The sequence below is a fragment of the Paenibacillus sp. FSL W7-1332 genome, assembly GCF_037969785.1.
Lineage (GTDB): Bacteria > Bacillota > Bacilli > Paenibacillales > Paenibacillaceae > Paenibacillus_AQ.
Genome location: NZ_CP150209.1, coordinates 1,697,668 through 1,720,262 on the forward strand (window position 1 = coordinate 1,697,668; position 22,595 = coordinate 1,720,262).

Here is a 22,595-nt window from a genome sequence, read left to right on the forward strand (position 1 = left end):
TTTAATCGGCGGATTTGATGGAAGACCTAAAGAAGGCGGTGTTTTGCTGCCTTCTTTTAAATATCCTTTTTCATATAGTAATGCGTATGCCGTCCGGCATTCTCGATCTGGCCATATACCTCATACCCCTGCTTGATGTAAAAATCCAAGGCTTGGAAGCTCAATGTATCCAATTTAACAAACTCGCATTGTTTCTCTTTCGCTATTTTTTCCGCCTCGTTTAACAGCTTGGCGCCGTACCCCGATTTACGGAAAGCTTCATCCACGAACAAGTAGTGGATCTCCAGCCAGTTCCAGCATATTTCCCCCACAATTCCTCCCAAAATCTGACCGTCCGCATTCCTCAACAATAGGTTTACTTCCTCATAACGGCCCTTTAAGTCGTCTGGGAAATGCTTGAGATTATACTTAATCATTTGGTTCCTTACGTAATTTATGTCGGCGCTGTTTGATTCTGCAGTTTCATTAGTAAAATAAATTTGCATAAGGTTTGCTCCTTCTGGTATGCCAGATCTGTGGTATGTGTAGGATACGAAATCGGTTTATTCCTATCCTTCTCAAGATATCATAGCTTTCGAGTGGATCGGCGGTAAAAAATCTTTTTAAAAGAATGTACCCGTGAGGCAACGGGATGCCTATGCTATACTGAGGTTGTTATTTGATCCGCTTCATCTAAGGGAGGATTGTCCTTACATGTGTTGCATCGCATTCATACGTATTCGTTAATGATGGTACAGAACATCTAAATCCGTCCATTTTCATGTAAAAATGCGAAGGATTATTTGTGCTGTGCCTTTTTCATTACTATACGAATGAATGAGGTGCTTTTTTGTGTTTAAACATAATAAAAATAGTCGGAAAAAACTGAAGAAACCTTCTAACTTTTCCGCTCAGCATTTATTAATCAGCAAACGGCTGATTCATGATATGATCGATTTGGCCCGGATTCAATCCACCGATACCGTGCTCGATATCGGAGCGGGGACAGGGGCATTAACCTTTCCGCTGGCAGAGAAGGCGGCACAAGTGCTCGCGATCGAGACAGATCCGGCGTTTATTGATAAACTGTTCAGCAAGATAAAAGATGGCAGCAACATTCGCGTTAAGCCGTCGGATTTCCTGGAGGTTCCTCTTCCGAAAAGTCCGTTTGCCGTCGTGGCGAATATTCCGTATTCGATCACCACAGCGATCATGGCGAAGCTGCTGGATCATCCCGGCGTGCCGCTGCAGCGAGCCGTACTGCTTGTGGAGAAGGGGGCAGCCAAACGTTTTACGGCAGTTCCGGTTCGAGATCCGCGTATCTTAAGCTGGAGGATGCATTATGACATGCGGCTCGTGCGGACCGTATCGCCTCAACATTTTGCGCCGCCTCCCAAAGTGGATTCCGCTATTCTAGCCATCAACCGGAGGAAACAGCCGCTCATTGCCACGCAGCATCAACCGAAGTTTAGAGCGCTGGCAGCCTACGGATTGCGGGACCCGAGGCTGCCGTTATTCGCGTCTCTGGCGGGCGTGTTCACGCCTCCTCAGATTACGAAGCTGGTCCGAATGCTGGGGGTGGATCGGGAGCTCCCCATCGGGAGGCTGAACGAAGAGCAGTGGGGGACTGTATTCCATACGATGCTCCAGCATGTGCCGTCGAATCGTTGGCCCAAATTTTCCGCAAGCTTGAAAGGCAAATCCAACAAAAGAGAATAACATTCGATGGGGATATCCGTCGTTTCTAACACGATCATTTATAAATATTCGCAGAATTCGCTTGACCCTGACACTAGTGTCAGGGTTTACAATGAAATCGAATCGTTCATCCAGGAGGCGAAAAAGCATGAAAATCGGAGAACTTGCAGCCCGTACAGGCGTCAGCATCCGTTCGCTTCGATACTACGAACAGCAAGGATTGCTTATGCCGGTTCGCAACGAGAACGGGTACCGGGAGTATTCGATTCTCGCAGAAGAACAGGTGCGTACCATCCAGTTATATTTGAATCTGGGATTGTCCACCGAGCAGATCGCGGGTTTCCTGCATTGCGTCTTGAAAAATAAAGAGGCGTTTTGCGCGGAAGTGTTTCCGATTTTTCGTCAAAAAATTGCAGAGATCGATGCGCAAATCCACCAGCTGAACCATATCAAGATGAATCTGGAGGAACGCATGCAATCGATTCTGGAGGAACGAGAATCGGAAGAAGCGGAGGAATGCAAATGAGTTTACCACGAATAGATGCAGCCAGCTTTCAAGACGCGATTAAACAGAATGGAGTCACTCTGGTTGAATTTGGAGCCACATGGTGCCCGCCGTGCAAGGTGCTGCTACCCATTCTGGAAGAGCTGAGTCAGGAAGAAGCGGGTCGCCTGGATGTCTATCAGGTGGATTGTGACGAATCCCCGGAGCTTGCCGCTCAATTCGGTATTATGTCCATGCCGACGGTGATCGTGTTTCATAACGGAGAACCGGCAGACAAACTGATTGGACTTCGACCTAAGAGTGTGTACCAAGCGGCGCTAGGCCGTTATGTCTCATAGAATCGAATATAGATTGATTGAGCGAAAACGCCTCTGTTGTTTGATGACACAGAGGCGTTTTCTATTGAGGAAGAGGGCATTATACGCCGTGTATCGAATTCTTATATAGCAACCGTAATTCGCTGCCGAAGGAGATACTTTCATGAGATCAAGAAGGAAAATCATATCTCTTCTGACTATCATCGTACTAAGCTGTCTTGCCATGAGCTTGGTAGACGCGGTGATCCGTCCGGATTATGCCGTAAAATCCGCCATCAAGATCATCCTGTTTCTGACATTACCGATTGGTTACGCCGTGATCGCCGGCGGGGTATCGTTTCGGAGGTTGTTCACCTTCGAGAGAAAATGCCTCCTGATGTCCTTGCTGCTGGGATTCGGCGTATTCACGATCATACTCGGCGGATATTTTTTGTTGAGTCCTTTATTTGATTTCACCAACGTAACAGGAGCCTTACAGGAAAACTTGGGGGTAAACGCAGGCAATTTTGTGTTTGTAGCCCTTTACATATCGATTGCGAATTCACTGCTGGAGGAGTTCTTTTTCCGGGGTTTTGCTTTTTTTACGCTGAAGGAGCAGGTCGGACGACGGTTTGCTTATCTATTCAGTGCAGGGGCCTTTGCCGTGTATCATATTGCGATGATGTCCGGCTGGTTCTCGGTAGGGCTATTCCTCTTATTAATCGCCGGTCTGGTTGTCGCGGCCCTACTGTTTAACTGGTTGAATGAGCGTAGCGGCAATATTTACGCATCTTGGATGGTCCATATGTTTGCCAATCTTGCCATTAACACCATCGGATTTATGCTGTTTGGGATCATCTGATGAAGGATTAGATTTGTTTGCGGATAAATATACGCCTTGCAAGGCAGTGGAAAATTTTAGGGAGGCGTTTTAACTGACAACAGAAATCTTTTTCTCAACCAACCCCATCGGTCATGTAACGGATGAGCAGCTCCAGACCATGCTGGACAGACACCATCTAGGGAACCTCATTTCAGCTGAGAAAACGTCTAAGGGAGTAGGAAATCAGACGTTGTTCATTAACTCGAGCAAAGGAAGCTATGTATTGAAGGGAAATCCCCTTTATGCAGGGCAGTTCGCTGAAGAGAAATTTTATACGGACTATTTGCAAAAATATACATCACTGCCTTTATCGGCTCCGTATCTGCTGGATGAGTCCAGCGATATTTTCGGCTGGAGTTACGCGATCATGCCCCGTCTTCATGGCGTACATATGAATGATCCACAATGTAGAGCAAGTCTTGGCGCAGCGGATCGAATGGATATTGCCTCTTCAGCAGCCAACATTTTAAATGAAATGCACGGCTGGACAGTGAATCAGTATGGCGAGCTCGACCCGCAAACACTAAAGATCCGCCCGTTTGAGGGATCTTATAAAGAGTGGCTCTACAACCGGATTCGGTTTTGGTTACAGGATGCCAAGCAATATTCCCAGATCACCCGAGCCGATACGGAATGGGTTGAAGAGGTGCTGCGTGCCTCGGCGGATGAGTTCGATAAGCATTGCTCCCCCACTTTTGTTATGGGGGATTTCAAGGCAGAGAATATGCTGGTAGCGTATGATACGGTTCGTCAGGCGTGGCGAATCAGCGGCATTTTTGATTTTACGACCGGATATTTTGGGGATGGAGCAGCGGATTTGCCCAAGATGGTGATTATGTATTGGGATTTCGAGGAACAGGAAGCAGCGCGGCATTTTGTACAGATGTACTTGCAGGGTTCTGCCAATAAGGAAGGCTTTGTTGATCGATTTAGAGTGCATATGCTCCATCAGCGTATATTGGATTGGGGATGCGCCAAAGCGATTGGTGCAGTTACTTGGGATCCGCAGCTTGCTTTTTCCGAATGGGCAAAAGATTATGTTTATGCCATGGACTACTTGAGATCGTGGATTGCATGATGCTTGTGAAATTCCGGATTGACCTTCACATCATGTGATGGTTTACAATGCGGTTAACCGAATGAAATAGGAGCTGCTGCGTGTGCATATTAGTGAGTTGTCACGTAAAACGGGCGTAAGTTTGCGTTCCTTGCGTTATTACGAGGAGAAGGAACTATTATCTCCGGACCGTCAGAATAATGGCTACCGTGAATATAGGGAGACGGATATCGAGCGGGTTCGGCTGATCCAGATGTATTTTAGCCTGGGATTGACGGTGAAGGAGATTATGAGTTTTTTCCAATGTGCATTTGATGAGCAGCCCAGAATCGAATGTCTTCCGAATGCGATTGAGGTAGGTAAGCGGAAGCTGGATGATATCCAGCTGCAGATCGAGCTGCTGAAGCAGGCGGAAATTCATTTGCAGAAGAACATTAAGGCATGGGAAGCTATTTTGGACAAGGGGGATCGGCGTAATGAACAAGGTTGACGGGCTGGTTGTGAAGCGAGTTGCTGTCGTGACGGGGGGCAACCGCGGAATTGGAAAAGAGATTGCAAGGCAGCTTGCTGCCAAAGGACTTCAGGTGATCATTACGTCCCGGGACGAAGGGAAGGGGAGGTTAGCTGTCCAGGAATTGCTTGCGGCCCGGCTCGATGTAAAGCTGCAGGTGGCGGATGTCCACGAAATCAACGATGTGGCACGGATGATGGAGCGAATACAATCAGACTACGGCCGTCTTGACGTGCTGGTGAACAATGCCGGGGTTATTTTGGACCGAGGGGTTTCTGTGCTGGATGTAGAGGAGTCGGTCGTGCGGCAAACGCTGGAGACGAATTTTTTTGGTGCTTTTCGTATGACGCAGGCGGCGATCCCTCTGATGAAGAAGCATCATTATGGGCGTATCGTAAACATCTCTTCCGGTCTTGGTGCTTTCGAAATCATGCAGGATGGTTACGGTTTAAAAGGGTCGTCCTCGGCTTACCGTATCTCCAAAACGATGCTGAATGCGTTAACCTGCCTCGTCTCGCAGGAGGTAGCCTGTGCCGGTATAAAGGTAAACGCGGTTTGCCCGGGCCGGGTTCAGACCGATATGGGCGGTGAGGATGCTCCGTTAACCGTTGCCGAAGGGGCTGATACGGCTGTTTGGCTGGCGACGATGGAGGATGATGGGCCTAGCGGGGAGTATTTCCGTGAGCGGCAGCGAATCGCTTGGTGATGTGGCGGGAATTTTCGCTATGCAAGGGATGACATCTATTGTTTGGTTTACCGATGGATGACGCTGCTAATGATTAGCAATATAAAAATACTCTGAAAAAGACCCATTTCGAAGATGCTGATGTATAATAATCGGTATCAGGAGGTGCAGAGTATGAGTGATATCAACATTTTTGGCCATCAGGCTTTGTTTGAACATGTCTACAAAAGTGCTCCAATTGGCATTGCCCTGGTTACGATAGATGGAAATTGGATCAGCGTAAATCCTGCGGCTTGCAAAATGTTTGGCTTGACGGAAGAAGAATTGATGGCACAGCCGGCAACCGATTATATTTATTCTGATTGCATTAACAATAAAGATAAGCTGTTTCAATCTTTGGATGAGACGTCCTCAACCATTGCGGTGGAAAAACAATTCGTACATAGAGACGGCCGTGGCATCTGGGCATCGATGCATGTTTCTCTGGTTCGTGACGAAAAGGATCAAACTCCTTTGTTTTTCATTTCGCAAATTGTTGATATTACCAACAGCAAGGTTGCCGAGCAAAGGCTCCAGGAGAGCATTGAACGCTATACCTCGCTGAAGAAGTATAACCATGATGCGATCATTTCCTTCAATCTGGAGGGAAGGATCATTAACGGGAACCAGATGGCAGAGCAGCTGACTGGTTTTAAAATTCCCGAATTAATTGGAACCCGGATTTCCAATTTGATCGGTGAACGTCATCTTGCTCGTATACTTTCTCCTTTAGCGGATTATGTTGCTGTCGAGAAAGCTATAAACGTTATCCATCACAAAAACGGACACACGGTTGAAGTGCTAGCTACGCTTGCACCGATTGTCATTCATAACAAGAATGTGGGTTTTTACATTATTGCCAAGGATATGACAGAGCAGAAGAGACTCATCATCGAGAAGGAAGCAGCCGAGAAGACAAATAACGCCAAGAGCGAGTTTCTGGCGATGATGAGCCATGAGATCCGCACACCGATGAATGGTGTGATCGGGATGACGGACTTGATACTTGAAACAGAGCTTGATGAGGAACAGCGGGAGTATGTACAGATCATTAAGAAAAGCGGGACAACCCTTCTGAACATCATCAATGATATTTTGGACTTTTCAAAAATCGAATCGGGCAGAACGGAGCTGGTGGAGGAAACATTTAATCTAAGAACGGCTTTGTCCGAGACATTGAACCTGATTCTTCCGAAGGCGCTGGAGAAAAATATTGAGGTGACCACCTCTGTAGCTTCTGACGTGCCGAATCAAGTGTATGGGGATGTGACAAAGCTAAGGCAGATCTTAATGAACCTGCTTAGTAATGCGATTAAATTTACGCCTAATGGCGCCGTCTCCATCGCTGTGCAGTGTGTCGAGGACCAGGGGAACTCGGCCCTTATCCAATTCTCCGTTATGGATACGGGCATTGGCGTGCCGAGTGAGAAGGTTGCGCAGTTATTTGAACCCTTTTATCAAGTGGACCACTATATGACCCGCCAGGTGGAAGGAACGGGGCTGGGTCTGGCGATCTGCAAAAAACTCGTTCAGTTGATGGGCGGAGATATCTGGTATGAGAAGAATCAGAACCAGCAGGGGTCTGTCTTTACGTTTACGGTTGATTTTTCGTTTAAGCCGAATGATGTCAATCAACAGGAGAATGGGGCCGTTCACGAGAATCACTCCTCAGGAAACGATCTGAAAATTTTGATTGCCGAGGATAATGAGGTGAATCAGTTAGTCCTCAAGAAAATGATTGAGAAGCTGGGATACCATTCGACCACCGTCCAGAATGGACTCGAAGCGGTTGAAGCCTTCGAGCGTTACCCGTATGACATCGTGTTCATGGACATTTCGATGCCCTTCATGGATGGAACGGAAGCGGTCCGGCTCATTAAAGAATCGGTATCATCCGAAAAACAGCCCTTTATCGTGGCCGTTACGGCCCATGCGATCAAGGGCGATCGTGAGAAATATTTAGGGATGGGCATGGATGAGTATGTAAGCAAGCCTGTCAGCATGAATGTTATCTCGGGCATTATTGATAAGTTTCTGGCTGAGCGAGATATGTCTCAAGCCTAAACAGATGAAAGCTCAAGTGATGTCGCTTGAGCTTTTATTCATTCTAATTATAGGAACGAATTCGCATGCAGTATGCAGCTGCTAGGCTGCCGTCGCGTGTATGGGAGTTGCAGTCATAGTGAATGAAAAACGGCCTGCGGGAAGAATCTCGACAGGCCGTTAATGTTATAAAGGATGTCCTAAGAAGCGTTACCGGTTACGCTGCTTCCGCTTTTCGTAAGTTTATAGGTGATGACCTCGCCGCTCCAGAAATGGAATTTAAGAATTACTTCTCCGTCTCTGACCTCATTAAAAAAGGTAGGCTTGAGCTTGATTTCATCCGTCGAGTAGGATGGGGAGAACGTATATTCAAACTCTTTGAAGGAGGTCCAGTCCTGCGGTCCTGCATTGCCTCCCGTCGCGTATACCGCCTCCATCGTGGCTAGCTGATCTCCGTTGAACGTCGTTGGAATGCTGAACGAATCGGTTGTACCCTGCGTGTTGCGAAGCTCGGGCTTATCATGGAAGATGACCCTGAAATTCCAGTCCGCACCGCGGTTGAATTTGGCCGTCAATACAGCATTCACGCCGAATTGGCCGGATGAAGTCAGTCTGGACAGCAGGCTGGACGTAAACGTGATCGCATTCCCGTTAAGCGTATAATCCTGCCCGGCAACTAGCAGTTGTCCGTTTGTGCGGACTTCGGTTAACGTGTGGCCGTTTAAGTTCAAAGGGATGCTCTTATTCTGGATGGCCGCTCCTTTTTTTACGAAGACCAGATCGGTGTCAGCCGTGGAAGAACGACCGCTCCAACCCGCCTTCATGATGTTGTACAGCTCCGGATCGGACCAGGTAAAAGCGGTTCGCTTAAAGTGCTGGCCATTGTCCCATAGCATATGGGTAATGTTCTTCTCTTTGAGATAATAGGTTAGATACTCGAAGAACTTCAGTTTCTCCCCCTGCTCAATAACTCCTGTGCTCTGGTCGAAGCCAAGCAGTCCATATTCACCCAGGATGACGGGAATCCCTCTGGCGATAAAGGTGTTATACACATTGTTGAATGTTTGATCGATATCGTTCCGGGTATCCGTCTCAAAACGGGTATAACCCGCGATGTTCACACTGAACGGCCAAAATCCATAATAATGGACCGTCGCAATCAGATTGGAGTCATTCAGCTTCGTCATGGTGTTATATAGTTCGCTCATTCTCTCCTGGGTTGGAGAGGCCTCCAGGGTAGATAGCACAAGCGGCCGGGTTGCGTTGCGTGCTCCAGAGCCGCGGACAATCCGATGGAATGACGTTTGAAGTTCGTCCAGCATCTGAAATGCTTTCGTTTCATCGGTGGTCCCTCCATCCGAGAAACGAGGTTCATTGACGCTTTCAAACATCAGTTTGTTGGAATGGTTCCGGAAGCGATGGGCAACTTGAGTCCACACGGCGTTGTACTTGGCAACGACCTCATTGCGATTGTTCTCCATATGGCTGATCCATAGCCAAGAATCGTGATGGACATTGATCATGACATACAGATCGGCTTTAAGCGCCCAATCGACAACCTCCTGTACCCGGTCCATGTAAGCAGTGTCGATGGTATAGTTCGGCCCGCTGCCGATATGGGTGTTCCAGGTTACCGGAATGCGGATACTCTTATATCCCTGTGCCGCGATTTGGTTGATCAAGGCTTTGGTGATGCGCGGATTTCCCCATGCTGTTTCGTCAGCCCCCACGGCATCCAACGAATTGCCAAGGTTCCAGCCGGGCTGCATATCGTTGACGTAGGCTTGGGGATTTTTCTTTGGAGATCTTGAATGTTCGTTTTTCGCAGCGGATGCGAAAGATGGGAATAGTGAAAGGACTAGAACAGCGATAAGTGCTAAGGAACATAGGGATTTCTTATTCAGGTTTATCATTAGCATCTCCTTTTGTAATGAAGTTGTAAATCGGTGTTTTTAAATAGAGTGACTTCGTGTGAGGTATCTGTCGGGTGTTGAGGTTCTAGTTATCACGAAAGGATTTAGAGCAGACATTCACCTCCAAGTGTATGTTGAAAGCGCTTTCTAATTTATAAATTATCATATTTTCCCATTTGGAAGTACCCGGATAATTCCTCATAAAATCATGTGAAAATTAGTTATAAGATGGCAGGTAGTTTTGGAGAGGGCTTGATGGGTGGAAAGGGATAAAAAAAGAGCTGACCCTCATGGTCAAGTTTGACATGAGGGTCAGCTCTTTTGGGACTGAAGCGTTTGGAAGTTTGATGGGAAACTTCTATACCGCTAACCGAATTTTTACGGAGTTGCTGTAGCTGTCGGCAATTTCAAGGTATTAGATGGTTTAGAGAGCAGAGTAGCTGTCTGCACATTTATTTGATCTTTTAGCTTTGAAAAAACATAGACGGCGTACTCCGTATCAGTCTTAATAGTCTGGTTTAATGCATCTACCGTTGGGATATCGATTAGTTTTGAAATATTAACGCCACTTGGTTTAATTGCAACATTTGTTTCCTCTTTGGCAACGGCTGCTGTTGCTTTTTGAAGATTGAAATCTTTGATATCTGTTTTTGCCACAAACAACAGCCGATAACTATCCATGCTTGCCTCATTGATCGCTTTCGTGAATTCAACTTGAAGCTTCTCGTCCTTATTCAAACTGGCTTTAACGGCCGAAGCTTGATATGGGGCGGGTATGGTGAAGTTCTCGGATGGTCGAGATAAGCCAATAGGGTTTTGGGTTGTTCCATTCGCTACCACGAGAACGTAAACTTTATATTCCTTACCCTCAGATATGGCAACATCGTTCACGTCTTTCGAGTTGGTTAATTTTTGCTCTATTTCGCCTGCTTTAGGCTTAACTACAGTGTATTGATTGGTATCCTTTATCCCTTCAGCTCCTTTTAATTCCAAGGTATTATCTGAAGGAACAACCATAATTCGATATTCCTTAATCCCTGTAGTTGTTCCCGTGAACTTGACAGCAACATCACTGGCATTACCATTTCCACTTACAATTTCTGCCTTCACTGCGGAAGGAATCTCCAGTGCTGTTTGGTTTTCCAATGTTACGGAATTGGAAGCTTTCGAGAGCGTGTTCTTAATATTCTTACTGTTGCTGACTGATAGAACATACACACGGTATTTTTGTTGGTTAGCAATCTCGTTTCCGAACGCGTCTCGGGTGCCTTCTACGAGATTGCCATTATGGTTAGTGCCGGGAAAGACGGTAACATAGCTTTCTGCTGGGAGTCCATTAGCAACATCTAGATTGAATTTGTTCAAATCGGATTCATTTACAACGATGATTCGGTATTCACTAATATTTTGTTCGTTTGCAGCTTTAGTGAAGGATACTTTCAGGTCACTAGCGTTACCTTTATCACCATCATCAATCACTCGAACATTAATTGCTGCTCCTACCTGACTTACTCCCTGCAGTTTGATTTCGCCTGATGGAGCGGATAGAGCATCGCTGTATCTGGAGGAATTATTGCTTACCGATAAGACATACACGCGATAGCCTTGATCATTCCGAATCAGCTCACCGTCTGTGTCTTGGGCATTAGCACCTAAATTTTGACTGTAACTGTTCGCTTTATACACTTGTGTGTAATAATGGTTAGATTGCGCTTGGGATAATGTCAGACTCTTGGATGATTTGACTACAAAAATGCGATAGTGATCAATATTACCTTCTCCGCTGGCGTGGGAGAAAGTTACTTTCAGATCACTTCCGTTACCTTCATTGCCCTCATCCGCTGCCGTAATATTCGTAGCCTTACCAACTTCCGTCACGCCTTGTATCGTTACGTCACGAGAAACCGATGAAAGTGCTCTGCCGTAATTCGAGTAGCCTACCGATAAGACATACACACGGTAGCTTGAACCTCTTTGAATGAGATCCCCGTCGGAATCCTTCGTCGTGCTAGTCAAATCCCGAGTGATGGTGCCGCCGGTTTTGTAAACCGTGGTGTAATTCTTGTTGTCATAAGCTTGGGACACGCTCAGGCTCTTGGATGACTTCACAACGAGAATCCGGTAATGATCGATGAAGTTTTCACCATTTGCTGGATTGAAGGAGACTCTTAGGTCACTTCCGTTACCATTATTGCCGATAATGGACAAGGTTGGCGTGGAAACAGGGTTTACATTGCCCTGATTGTTGTTTCCAAGCGTAATCGATGAGTAATTGGATAATGCATTATTACCCGAATAGCCTACGGACAGGACATATACGCGATAGCTGATACCATTGCGAATGAGCTCTCCATCGATATCACGGCTGTTGGAATTCAGGGTTTGAGTAATGTAGTTGCTGCTGTTGTTCTTATTGATTTGAGTGTAATAATAGCTGTTGTTTAAGTTATTGGCTCTATACAGATCGAAATAGCTATCGGATGATTTTACAACGAATACCTGGTAATAGTTGATGTTCGAACGATCGGACGGCTGGGTGAATGACACCTGCAGGTCGCGTCCGTCATTGTAGTTGTTCACGTCGGTGACAGACAGGCTGGTAACCGCGCCCACATTGGAGCTGGAACTCAAGATGATGGAGTTAGATGGCGCAGACAGCACGTTATTATTGGAGTTATTATTGTTCACGGCCATGACGAATACGCGATAGTACACACCGCTACGAATCGTTGCTCCGTCTACGTCTCTAGCCCCCGATGCCAGCGTCAAGTTGTTGATGTTATTCCCGGTTTTGTTGACTTGGGTGTAGTTGTAGCTGGATACACCATTGGCTTTGCTTAAGTTGAAGCTGTTGTAATTGCTGTCCTTTACGACAAACACGCGATAAGAGTGAATGTTGGATTCGTTGGATACCTTGTTAAAGCTTACGCGAAGATCGCGGCCATCACCATAATCGCTGATATCCGTCACCTGCGTAATGGATGGAACCGTTGCATTGCCTGTGCTGAGGGTGATGGAAGACGAACCTGAAGACAGGTTGCTTGCAAGCACGTTCTCATTGCTGCTCACAGACTGGACGAACACGGTGTAAGCGACTCCGCTGCGGATAAGCTCCCCTGACGTATCACGAGCGGAAGAACTCAGCGTCGTGGACAGCGTTGTATTCGTCGTGCTGGTTTTACTTACCGTCGTGTAATTTTGGCTTTGAACGGATTTGGCAGCCGTCAGATTAAACTTGGCAGCATCCTTCGTTTTTACGGCAAACACTCGATAGTTGGTTACATTGCTCTCATTCTGGGCACGCGTGAAGCTGACCTGCAGATCACGGCCATCGCCATAGTCGCTCACATCGCTTGCCTTCACGTTGGTTGCTCCGTTTACTGAATTGGTGTTGGTCAGCGTCAACGACGGCGAAGCCGAGGAAAGGGCATATGTACCGCCTGTTTTGCTGACTGCCAATACGTAGGCTTTATAAGCCTGGTTATCGCGGATCAGATCATTATCCACATCCCTTGAGCCCGACGTGAGGGTCAGCGTCGGATCCGAGCCGGATGGGTACACCGTTGTGTAAGCTGCCGAGGACACGCGCTGTGCCTCAGATTGGTTTAACGTCTTGGACTGCTTTACAATCATCACCCGATAATGCGAAATTAAAGACTCGGTGGATGATTTGGAGAAGCTCACCTGCAGATCGCGGCCGTCGCCGGTATTACCGATGTCCCGAAGAGTCACATAATTTACAGGCACGATACCGGTATTATTTCCGCCGCCTGAATTGTTCGTTGTTTTGACGGTGACCGTTTTCGTTTTGGAATTCCAGCCGATTTTTTGGCCGAGGGCTTCACTTACGAAGCGTACCGGCACCATGGTGTTGCCTTTTAAGTTTTTCGCCGGAACATCCAGCGCTACCGTCTTGTTATTGATGGTGGCCGTCTTGGAGTTGATTTTTAGAATGACGGTTGTGCCATCCTTGGTCGCTGTGACGGTTTTCGTTTTTTGATTCCATTTGACCGATGCATCCAAGGCTTCGAAGATGGATCTCATCGGAAGCATGACGCGTCCTTGGATCATGACAGGCGCTTGAGGCGTATACAGCTTGACGCCGTCAATCAAGACGCTGATGTTCACTGCCGCCTGTACCTGCGATTGGAATGTCATGGGGATTAACAGTATAGCTGCTAGCAAGGCAGTCCATATTCTTTTCACACACTCAACCTCCTGAAATTTAGCTTTGTTATTATTTTCCTCTACAATATGACGCATTGGCCTAGAATAAAGTTTCAACTATAACATCGGCAATCCGAAAATATTTTTTAGTACCTAGTCATAAAAAAGAAAGAAACAGCGTGTTTCTGCCGTTTCTTCCCTGCTGATGTTGATCAATATTGTTTAATTGTATCGGTGCCGCCCAGGATCGACCGAGTCACTGCATCGTATATATTCGGCGGGTACTCGGCGATGCGGTGGCACAGGTACAGGAACCATTCCTCACCGTAAGTCAGATAAATCCGAATAGGGAAGCCGTCATCTTTCATTTGTCTGGACAGGTCCGGACGTATGCCATACAGCATTTCAAGCTCGACGGCTGAGTCGCGATACATTTCGTTGCTGGTGATATGCCGCAGGATCCTTTCATCATGGGTGGCGACCGATACGGGCCTGCCTGCTTGAATGCATAAATCCACCATTTGTACATATCTCGAAGTCAGCATCTCGGAACGGGGAATATAGTGCCCCTCTTGTTCCTGATAAGCACCTTTCACAATACGGATCGTGCCGGAGCCGTCGGCAAGAATTCTTTCGAGATCTTCCAAGTTTCGCGGGAGCTGCGCTTGCAAAGTAATACCGACATTCGTGAATTGGGCCGAAGCTTTTCTGTACAGTTTAAGGATGGCATCCGTTTTGGCGGATTCCTCCATGCTGATGACCAGCTCCAATCCAGCTTCCTCGGCTTGGCCAGCCAGTCCGAGAAGATGCCGGTATGCCAAATCCTCGCCTACCGATAATCCGATATGGGACAGGTCGAGTGAAATGCGGGTTCCTGTCCTCTGTTCCGCACAAGCTTCAATTAACTTAGTAAACTCCAGGAAAGCGTGCGTGCATTCCGCTTCAGTCAGCGTATTCTCCCCGATATACTCCAGCGAAGTGCGATAACCTTTGGCGTCCAGAGCATCCCGACATGACAAACCTTGTTCCAGCACATCGCCCGTGACAAAACGCTCTGCTGCACGCAGCAGGATCGGATACCATTCGGCGGATTGCTGGACGTACTGTTTAAGTTGCAGGTTACGGGCGACTGACTTCAAAGCGTCGGCAAAAGCCAGTTCCGTTAATGAATCGTTCAAGTTAAACACCTCATTTGATTAAGATCTCCTGTGATTCTATCAACGTATAGGCGAGAGGGTCTTGTATAAAATTGCGGTTTGTTTAAGATGTCGCTGCTTTTGCATACCGAAGTGGCGTTGTCCCTACGCAACCGGCAAAAGCTCTCGTGAAATGGCTCTGATCGTAAAACCCGGTCTCCACAGCAACGTCGGCTATGGCTTTTCCTTGAAGTAACTGCTCTTTGGCGTAATTGATGCGCAATAAATTCTGATAAGCGTGGGGAGCAAGATGATAGGATTCTGCAAACATCCGAATCAGGTGGAATTTGCTGACTCCGGAGATGCCTTGCAGAATATCAAGTGTAATGCGATCTTTGTAATGATGATCCAGATACTGCTTCACTCGCAGAATAGCCGGGGATCGATGAACGCTGCCGCTAGACGCCAAAGCGGCTTCCTCTTGAAGGAGACCCGTCTCCCGCATTAATGCCATAAGCATGGACTCCACTTCGAGGGGAGTGGCATTTTGCTGTAGCAGGGTCCTGCAGGAATGGATCAGATGCCGGGATCGTTCGTTCTGATATTTCGGATGCAGGATGGGCACATGGGGTTGACGGAAATTGGAATTATAGTCCGAAGAGGTTTGACTGAGCCACCGGGGATGGATAAAAATCATCGTGTACTTCCAGTTTGCAGGATTCTCGGGATGACAGGCATGAGGGAGCAGCGGCGGAAAATGCACAATATGTCCCTGGGCAGCTTCAAACCGTTTCCCGGCCGACCATACGCGGGTGGCTCCCTTTTCAATGAGGCCAATGGAAATTTCTTCGTGAAAATGCTTCTTATAAGAAAGATTGTCTATAGTATCGCATTCTTTAATTTCAAGAAACGGCAGGTCAGGATCACGCAAAAAAATGATATCGGGCATTACCGTCAGTCCTTTCCTTCAAACATCAATAGATTCATTATAAGGAAGGCGTTATGTTTGTTCAAAGATTGCGTCCGTCTTTGTATATAACTTTACAGAAATATAACTATAAAGTAATATAATAAACATGTTGAACGATAACCTTTTTGAAGTATTGGCAGAACCGAACCGCAGGACGATATTGGACTATCTGCGCGTGAAAGAGTGCACGGTAGGCGAGATTGTAGATCTCATGCAGCTCAGCCAACCAGGCGTGTCCAAGCATTTGCGCATTTTGCGGGAAGCCGGTCTTGTCTCGCTGCGGAAAGAGGCACAAAGGCATGTGTACAGTCTGAATGCCAAGCCCCTGGAGGAAATCCACCACTGGCTGGAGCCTTACCGGCAGTTCTGGACGAATAAGCTGAATGATCTGGAGAGGCTGCTGGATGAGGATGAATCTCCTTAAACATCCTGATGTAGTTTTTGATTGGAAGATCTATTTTTAAATAAAACATTACTAAGGAGGATGAAAAATGCTGGCAGTAGTACAGCAAGACGAGTTCGGAACGACCGTCCGATTTGAACGCCGCCTGAAGCATTCGGTTGAGAAGGTGTGGTCCTATCTGACGGATAATGACAAGCTCACACAGTGGTTTTCGGAGCTGAAGGTGGAAGATTTGCGTCAAGGCGGAAGAATTACATTTGACATGCAGGATGGAACGTTCGAAGAATTTGAAATTACGGACTATCGGGAGTTTTCGGTACTGGAGTATACGTGGGGAGAGGACCGGGTACGTTTTGAGCTGCATCCCGAGGCCGAAGGCTGTCGTATGGTACTGATCGAGACGATAACGAAAATTACGGATCATACACCGAAGGATATTGCCGGTTGGGACGTATGTCTGGACGTCATTGAAGCACTGCTGGATGGCAGGACGCTTGAATCGCGCAAAGACGCCTGGTCCGAAAAATACGAGCAATACGTTCAAGTATTTAAACAATTGCCGCGCGCATAACAATCTGCTCCGACCCAGTATGTAAACATGCCGGGTAGGAGCTTTTTTATTGGAAGATGGATGAATTGCATCTATAATCGGGTTAGGGATATATTCCCATATGGAAACCGCTTGGGTGGAGGGGTTAAAATGCCGGATTACACGGTGCACATCTTACAGCTTAGAGAAGATAACTATCATAACGGGCTTAAGCTGGGTCGCAGTCTGCGAAATCAACCGATATTAAAAGCGTTCGAAGCGGTCACCAAGCCGGAGATCGACTCGGAACAACTGAAGAGCATTTATAACGAGTTTGCCCCGCAGCTGTTGTCGGAGCTTGAAGGGTTGGCGGAAGGCTTGGAAATGCCGTTTTCCAAAGCAGCGGCGCTTCTCGGCGGATATGACGTCCCGAAAATCGCGGCCATGGGATGCTCGGCGATGATCACGGCTTCGTATTACGTAAGAAATTACGATTTTACGCCTGCGTTTTACGATGGTTATTTTACAGTGGCTCAAGCCGATCAAGGCTTAGCGAGTGCAGGCTATAATTTGCAGGCAATAGGCAGGCATGACGGGGTGAATGAGCAAGGGCTTGCCGCCGGGCTTCATTTTGTCAGCTTTGACGGATACCAGGCGGGTGTGTCGCCTTGGGTCGGCGTTCGGATGGTATTGGAGTCATGCGGTACTGTGGAAGAAGCGTCTTATATGCTGCGCCATATTCCCCATGCGGCTTGTTATAACTATTCAATAGGGGATGCACGAGGGAACATGGCCGTTGTGGAAGCAAGTCCGGATCAAGTGATTACCCGTGCGGGCGGGGAGGCGGCGATCGCCTGCGTTAACCATTATGAGGCTTTGACGGGCAAAAACAGGCCATCCATCGAGCATTCCCTTCGGCGTAAACGTTATATCGATAGCTTGGATGCTGAACAGTTAACCCAAACCGAGGTTTTCGGTTTGTTTAAGGACCGAAAGTCCCCGTTATTTTTTACGGATTACGACGATTTGTTCGGAACGCTGCATACCTTTTCGTACGCCTTCGAAGAAGGAAGGGTCATGACATCGCTTGCTCAGGGGCGCGTGCTTGACTTTTCGTTCAGGGATTGGGTCGAAGGCAAGGATCTTCAGGAAGCGACACTGACTGGGCATATCGATTGACAATAAATCTATCAGAGAAGCGCTTCTTCCCAGGCGAAGAAGCGCTTTTTTGTGCTGCTCGGGCTATTTCGAATTTGGAACATTCTGTGACATTGCCACCCGCGGGGGTGGCTGCGTTTTCTTTGGCCGATTTGTTTGTGCTACACTGATTTTAAAGGATCATTTCATTGAATGAACGTCAGAAAACAAGGAGTCTAACAACGGTAAAGACACAAACAAGAGGTTTAGCACAGTCACGACAGATGCCGAAGTTCGTATCCAATCACGGTGAACGGCCCTCTGGCTTAAGCACCGGATAAGCCCTCTTTTGGGTTACATTAGTTTACATAACGATTTAAGCCGATATTGCAACCATGAGTTGGGAGGGGGGTACACATGGCTTTTGTGAGCATGAAGGATGAATATAAGCGCTACCGAATGGGAGAGACCACGATTGTAGCCAATGATGGAATCAACCTGGAGATTGAAAAAGGCGAGTTTGCGATCATTGTCGGTCCCAGCGGTGCAGGCAAATCCACGGTGCTGAATATATTGGGCGGCATGGATACGGCGGATGAGGGACAAGTACTCGTGGATGGAACGGATATTGCAAGGTTTAACAGCAAGGAGTTGACCGGCTATCGGCGCAATGACGTCGGATTTGTGTTTCAATTTTATAACCTGGTTCCCAATCTGACGACAAAAGAAAATGTGGAGCTGGCTTCGCAGATTTCTCCTCGGGCCTTGGACGCGGAGCGAGTATTGCGGGATGTCGGCCTGGGTAATCGTCTGAACAATTTTCCGGCACAGCTGTCCGGCGGAGAACAGCAGCGGGTAGCGATTGCCAGGGCACTCGCCAAGCAGCCGAAGCTGCTTCTCTGCGATGAACCCACGGGTGCGCTTGATTATCATACGGGGAAGCAGGTGCTTAAGCTGCTCCAAGACACTTGCCGCCATACCGGAACGACGGTTATCGTCATTACGCATAATTCTGCCCTGACGCCGATGGCGGATCGGGTCATCGAGATCAACAATGCCAAGGTCCGAAACATGGTTTTGAATCCGAACCCCGTTTCTGTAGACAACATCGAGTGGTAGGGAGACACATATTATGAAGAAAAGAGCGTTGTGGACTGATATTTTCCGGGAAATATCGCGGACAAAAGCTCGGTTTCTGTCCATTTTTGCCATTATTATGCTCGGCGTCGGTTTTTTTGCGGGGATAAAAGCCACGGGTCCGGATATGCTGGACACAGCGGATCACTATTATAGCGATTTAAAGCTGATGGATCTTAAGGTTCAGTCCACCTTGGGTCTCGAACAAAGCGATATCGAGAAGCTGAAGTTGATTGCCGGAGTGGATGAGGTTCAACCTGGCTATAGTGCAGACGTATTTCTCGGTGACAGCGGGCGGATCGCGAAGGTCCTCTCCTATGACCCAGGAAATAATCTGAATCAATACGTGCTTACAGAAGGTCGAATGCCGGAGGCCGCAGGAGAGATCGTCATCGACGCGGGAGATCGGGGGAACGAATGTAAACTGGGGGATCAGATTACCTTTACCAATCCGGATGAGGAAGTCAATCTCAAGAAAACGTTTGACCACCTCACTTATACGGTCGTGGGAAGGGCGAAGAGTCCGCTGTTCATCAGCAGCATGAGCCGGGGAACGAGCGGCATCGGCAAGGGGACTGCGGATGTGTTCGCCGTTATACCGGAGCAGGACTTTAAACTACCTGTGTATACGGAAGCCTACCTGACCTTCCAGGACACCGCTGAATCAGCTCCCTATACGCCTGAGTATGACGAGAAGATCAAACGGCACAAAGAAGCGGTAGAACTGGCACTGAAGACCATGCCCCGGGAGCGGCTGGCAGAGATTCGTGCCGAGGGGCAGAAGAAGCTGAATGAGGCCCTGGACAAAATCAAGGATGCCAAGAAGCAGCTGACCGATGCGGAGCAGGAGTTAAAGGAAGCGAAAATCAAGCTGAATGAAGGAGAGCAATCCTACCGCGATGGCGTGAATAAACTTCAAACCGAGCTGGCACAGGGACAAGCCAAGCTGGATGCCGCGGCAAGAAAGCTTGCCCAGGGCAGAGCGGAGCTGAAGCGGAATCATCAGCAGTTGGAACAGGGACAGTCCCAGCTTAAGACAGGTCAAAGTCAACTGGATCAACAAAAGTTGGAGCTTGCGCCAAAGCTGGCACAAGGGCAGCAATTGGCGAAGGCGCTGCAGCAAATCTCCGGTTTAGATCCGATAGACATACCGGAAGAACAGAGGCAAGAGCTGCTTTCAGCGGCTCAGGCAGCAGATCCGAAGCTGGGAGCAGCCACTGCGGGTTACATGGAGGGAGCATTGGATGGAGCTGCTTTGCAAAAGGCTGCTTCTGCGTTCCAGAGCGGTTTAAACGCAGCTTCGCAACAGATGGATCACGCTCAGCAGAAGCTGGATGCAAGCCGGGCACAACTAAAAGAAGGTGAGGCCAAGCTTCGGGAAGCCGAGCGTCAGCTCGTGCAGGGTGAAGCTTCGTTGAAGCAAGGAACGGAGGAGCTTGCTGCTGCTAAGCAGGCAGGGGAAGCCAAACTCGCAGATGCGAAAGCGGAGCTTAGCCAAGGACAGGAGAAATACCAGGAGGGTCTAAAGAAATTTAATGAAGAAAAAGCAAAGGCTGAGCGAGAAATCGCCGATGGCGAGAAGGAAGTGGCGGAGGGACAGAAGGAACTGGATCAGCTTGAGCTGCCCAAAGTCTACGTCATGGACCGCAGCGTCAATCCGGGCTATACCGAGTACAGCGATAATGCGGACCGCTTATCTTCCATTGCAACGGCATTCCCGGTATTCTTTTTCCTGATCGCCGCCCTCGTCAGCCTGACAACGATGACTCGTATGGTTGAGGAGCAGCGGCTGCAGATTGGGACCTTGAAAGCACTTGGATACAGCAATCGGGATGTGATGAAAAAATTCCTGGTGTATTCGACGCTGGCAAGTGTTGCGGCCTCAGCAGCCGGACTGGGTATCGGCTTCACCTTGTTTCCCGCTATTATCTATGATGCTTACGGCGCTTTATACAACCTGCCGGATGTGAGAACGCGATTTTATCTCAGCTACAGCATCATCTCGATCATCGTGGCCGTGCTCTGTACGACCATGACCGCTTATGTGGCGACGCGGGTGGAACTTCGAAGCAACGCTTCGGTCCTGATGCGCCCCAGAGCCCCAAAGAACGGATCCCGCATATGGCTGGAGCGAGTTCCTTGGGTGTGGAACCGGCTCGGCTTTATTGGAAAAGTCACCGCCCGTAATTTGTTCCGCTACAAGCAGCGGATGTTTATGACCGTTTGCGGCGTTGCCGGCTGCACGGCCCTGATACTGACCGGTTTCGGTCTCAAGGATTCCATCGGGGATATCGCGCCGCTGCAATACGGAAAGATTATGCAGCATCAGGCGACCGTTGTATTTCAAGACGATAACGGCGATAGCGGCATGCTGGAGGATTATAACAAGCGCATTGCGGAAACGCCGGAGATTACGGGGATTTTAAATGTGACGCAAGAGGCGATGACTGCGGCCGCCCCCGGGGTGAACACTCAGGATGTGAGTTTGTTCGTGCCGCAATCGCCAGATGAGATCGATTCGTTTATCATCCTGAAATCCCGTGGGCAGGAGCAGACGCTGTCCCTGACGGATGACGGTGCGATCATTACCGAGAAGCTTGCCAAGCTGTTTGATCTCAAGATCGGCAGTACTTTCACCGTACAGAACAGCGACAACGATCCCTTTGAAATACGTGTAGCCGGGATAACGGAGAACTATGCCATGCACTACGTCTATATGACGCCGCTGTATTACGAAGAGATTTTTGATGCAGGGCCGGAAGTGAACAGTCAATTGCTGACGTATGACAATCACGATCACAATCCGGAGTGGGAAGCCCAGCTTGGAGAATCGTTAACCGCAAGCCAGCGGGTGGCAATGGTCAGCTTCACGAGCGGGGTAAGCGACGCTTTCAGTGATACGATGGACAGCATGAACGTCGTGGTGGTTGTCCTGATTGTATCTGCTGCGGCACTTGCGTTTGTCGTGCTGTACAATCTGACGAATATTAACGTATCCGAGCGGATACGGGAGCTGTCAACGATCAAGGTGCTTGGCTTTTATGATAAGGAAGTAACCATGTACATCTATCGCGAAAATATGATTCTGACCGCGCTGGGGATTATAGCGGGCAGTCTGGGTGGCGTGTTCCTGCACCGGTTCGTGCTACTAACCGCAGAAGTGGATGCGATGATGTTCAGTCCCGCGATCCATGGAATCAGTTACGGCTATGCGGCACTGCTGACGCTGTTGTTCTCGGCCATTGTGATGGCCTCCATGCATTACAAGCTAAAGCGGATTGATATGATTGAAGCGCTGAAATCGGTGGAATAGCTATATGTTTCAACAAGAGAGCCCTATTCGAGAGGAGACAATCCTGAAGAATAGGCTCTTTTTTTCATCTCCTTTGCAATGCTTCCTACACAAGCCAGGAGTTGCGATTTGGAATGTGAATTACTGTGATTTTTTAATCAGTCGGTAAGTTCTAGGAGAAAATATATTATAATAGACATATCGAGCTCTTGTAC

General features: G+C 48.1%; 18 protein-coding genes. 13 read left to right on the forward strand and 5 right to left on the reverse strand.

The window, feature by feature from the left end; translation table 11 throughout:
* Positions 1–56 precede the first annotated feature (56 nt).
* Positions 57–485 carry a GNAT family N-acetyltransferase gene (locus MKX98_RS07220; RefSeq protein WP_220686258.1) on the reverse strand — a complete coding sequence of 143 codons (429 nt, stop codon included), beginning with the start codon at positions 483–485 and terminating at the stop codon, positions 57–59.
* Between the two features lie 346 nt (positions 486–831).
* Here MKX98_RS07220 and erm point away from each other — a divergent pair, with 346 nt between their 5' ends.
* The 8 genes from erm to MKX98_RS07260 all read left to right on the forward strand — a co-directional run bounded on the left by erm (position 832) and on the right by MKX98_RS07260 (position 7,717).
* Entirely contained in the window at positions 832–1,698 is an 867-nt protein-coding gene (gene erm / locus MKX98_RS07225; RefSeq protein WP_339222326.1) for a 23S ribosomal RNA methyltransferase Erm, read from the forward strand.
* 127 nt (positions 1,699–1,825) lie between these two features.
* Positions 1,826–2,203, forward strand: coding sequence for a MerR family transcriptional regulator (locus MKX98_RS07230; RefSeq protein ID WP_071223574.1), 378 nt, complete (start codon positions 1,826–1,828; stop codon positions 2,201–2,203).
* Complete coding sequence (locus MKX98_RS07235) at positions 2,200–2,520, forward strand: thioredoxin family protein (protein ID WP_113058574.1); 321 nt, start codon at positions 2,200–2,202, stop codon at positions 2,518–2,520. The genes MKX98_RS07230 and MKX98_RS07235 overlap by 4 nt, the downstream gene beginning before the upstream one ends.
* Positions 2,521–2,662: 142 nt before the next feature.
* Positions 2,663–3,340 carry a CPBP family intramembrane glutamic endopeptidase gene (locus MKX98_RS07240; protein ID WP_339222329.1) on the forward strand — a complete coding sequence of 226 codons (678 nt, stop codon included), beginning with the start codon at positions 2,663–2,665 and terminating at the stop codon, positions 3,338–3,340.
* Between the two features lie 244 nt (positions 3,341–3,584).
* The gene (locus MKX98_RS07245) at positions 3,585–4,439 is read left to right on the forward strand and encodes an aminoglycoside phosphotransferase family protein (RefSeq protein WP_339222331.1); all 855 of its coding nucleotides are present in this window, start codon (positions 3,585–3,587) and stop codon (positions 4,437–4,439) included.
* A gap of 82 nt (positions 4,440–4,521) precedes the next feature.
* The gene (locus MKX98_RS07250) at positions 4,522–4,908 is read left to right on the forward strand and encodes a MerR family transcriptional regulator (protein ID WP_339222332.1); all 387 of its coding nucleotides are present in this window, start codon (positions 4,522–4,524) and stop codon (positions 4,906–4,908) included.
* On the forward strand, positions 4,895–5,635 hold the full coding sequence (locus tag MKX98_RS07255; protein WP_339222334.1) for an SDR family oxidoreductase: 741 nt from the start codon (positions 4,895–4,897) through the stop codon (positions 5,633–5,635). The genes MKX98_RS07250 and MKX98_RS07255 overlap by 14 nt, the downstream gene beginning before the upstream one ends.
* 153 nt (positions 5,636–5,788) lie before the next feature.
* A complete protein-coding gene (locus tag MKX98_RS07260) occupies positions 5,789–7,717 on the forward strand; it encodes a PAS domain S-box protein (protein ID WP_194541343.1) in 1,929 nt (642 codons plus the stop codon).
* A 179-nt stretch (positions 7,718–7,896) separates the two neighbouring features.
* On the opposite strand, the gene MKX98_RS07265 is transcribed toward MKX98_RS07260, so the two are convergent.
* The 4 genes from MKX98_RS07265 to MKX98_RS07280 all read right to left on the reverse strand — a co-directional run bounded on the left by MKX98_RS07265 (position 7,897) and on the right by MKX98_RS07280 (position 15,843).
* A complete protein-coding gene (locus tag MKX98_RS07265; protein WP_339222336.1) occupies positions 7,897–9,609 on the reverse strand; it encodes a cellulase family glycosylhydrolase in 1,713 nt (570 codons plus the stop codon).
* A gap of 378 nt (positions 9,610–9,987) precedes the next feature.
* Positions 9,988–13,815 carry a copper amine oxidase N-terminal domain-containing protein gene (locus MKX98_RS07270; protein WP_339222338.1) on the reverse strand — a complete coding sequence of 1,276 codons (3,828 nt, stop codon included), beginning with the start codon at positions 13,813–13,815 and terminating at the stop codon, positions 9,988–9,990.
* Positions 13,816–13,988: 173 nt separating this feature from the next.
* Positions 13,989–14,954 carry a proline dehydrogenase family protein gene (locus MKX98_RS07275; RefSeq protein ID WP_194541346.1) on the reverse strand — a complete coding sequence of 322 codons (966 nt, stop codon included), beginning with the start codon at positions 14,952–14,954 and terminating at the stop codon, positions 13,989–13,991.
* Positions 14,955–15,036: 82 nt separating this feature from the next.
* Positions 15,037–15,843, reverse strand: a complete 807-nt coding sequence (locus tag MKX98_RS07280; protein WP_339222340.1) for an AraC family transcriptional regulator — start codon at positions 15,841–15,843, stop codon at positions 15,037–15,039.
* 145 nt (positions 15,844–15,988) lie between these two features.
* On the opposite strand from MKX98_RS07280, the gene MKX98_RS07285 reads away from it, so the two are divergent.
* From MKX98_RS07285 to MKX98_RS07305, 5 genes are all read left to right on the forward strand, one after another.
* Positions 15,989–16,306, forward strand: a complete 318-nt coding sequence (locus tag MKX98_RS07285; protein WP_194541348.1) for a metalloregulator ArsR/SmtB family transcription factor — start codon at positions 15,989–15,991, stop codon at positions 16,304–16,306.
* Between the two features lie 67 nt (positions 16,307–16,373).
* Entirely contained in the window at positions 16,374–16,856 is a 483-nt protein-coding gene (locus MKX98_RS07290) for an SRPBCC family protein (protein ID WP_339222342.1), read from the forward strand.
* A gap of 129 nt (positions 16,857–16,985) precedes the next feature.
* Positions 16,986–17,993 (forward strand): C45 family peptidase, encoded by a 1,008-nt coding sequence (locus MKX98_RS07295; RefSeq protein ID WP_339222344.1) that lies wholly within the window; start codon positions 16,986–16,988, stop codon positions 17,991–17,993.
* Between the two features lie 375 nt (positions 17,994–18,368).
* Positions 18,369–19,070 carry an ABC transporter ATP-binding protein gene (locus MKX98_RS07300; protein WP_339222346.1) on the forward strand — a complete coding sequence of 234 codons (702 nt, stop codon included), beginning with the start codon at positions 18,369–18,371 and terminating at the stop codon, positions 19,068–19,070.
* Positions 19,071–19,083: 13 nt separating this feature from the next.
* On the forward strand, positions 19,084–22,401 hold the full coding sequence (locus MKX98_RS07305; protein WP_339222348.1) for an FtsX-like permease family protein: 3,318 nt from the start codon (positions 19,084–19,086) through the stop codon (positions 22,399–22,401).
* Positions 22,402–22,595 lie beyond the last annotated feature (194 nt).

Coding starts and splice junctions, on each gene's coding strand:
- MKX98_RS07220 (WP_220686258.1), bottom strand. CDS start 485: ATGCAAATTTATTTTACTAATGAAACTGCAGAATCAAACAGCGCCGAC.
- MKX98_RS07230 (WP_071223574.1), top strand. CDS start 1,826: ATGAAAATCGGAGAACTTGCAGCCCGTACAGGCGTCAGCATCCGTTCG.
- MKX98_RS07235 (WP_113058574.1), top strand. CDS start 2,200: ATGAGTTTACCACGAATAGATGCAGCCAGCTTTCAAGACGCGATTAAA.
- MKX98_RS07240 (WP_339222329.1), top strand. CDS start 2,663: ATGAGATCAAGAAGGAAAATCATATCTCTTCTGACTATCATCGTACTA.
- MKX98_RS07255 (WP_339222334.1), top strand. CDS start 4,895: ATGAACAAGGTTGACGGGCTGGTTGTGAAGCGAGTTGCTGTCGTGACG.
- MKX98_RS07260 (WP_194541343.1), top strand. CDS start 5,789: ATGAGTGATATCAACATTTTTGGCCATCAGGCTTTGTTTGAACATGTC.
- MKX98_RS07265 (WP_339222336.1), bottom strand. CDS start 9,609: ATGATAAACCTGAATAAGAAATCCCTATGTTCCTTAGCACTTATCGCT.
- MKX98_RS07285 (WP_194541348.1), top strand. CDS start 15,989: ATGTTGAACGATAACCTTTTTGAAGTATTGGCAGAACCGAACCGCAGG.
- MKX98_RS07290 (WP_339222342.1), top strand. CDS start 16,374: ATGCTGGCAGTAGTACAGCAAGACGAGTTCGGAACGACCGTCCGATTT.
- MKX98_RS07295 (WP_339222344.1), top strand. CDS start 16,986: ATGCCGGATTACACGGTGCACATCTTACAGCTTAGAGAAGATAACTAT.
- MKX98_RS07300 (WP_339222346.1), top strand. CDS start 18,369: ATGGCTTTTGTGAGCATGAAGGATGAATATAAGCGCTACCGAATGGGA.
- MKX98_RS07305 (WP_339222348.1), top strand. CDS start 19,084: ATGAAGAAAAGAGCGTTGTGGACTGATATTTTCCGGGAAATATCGCGG.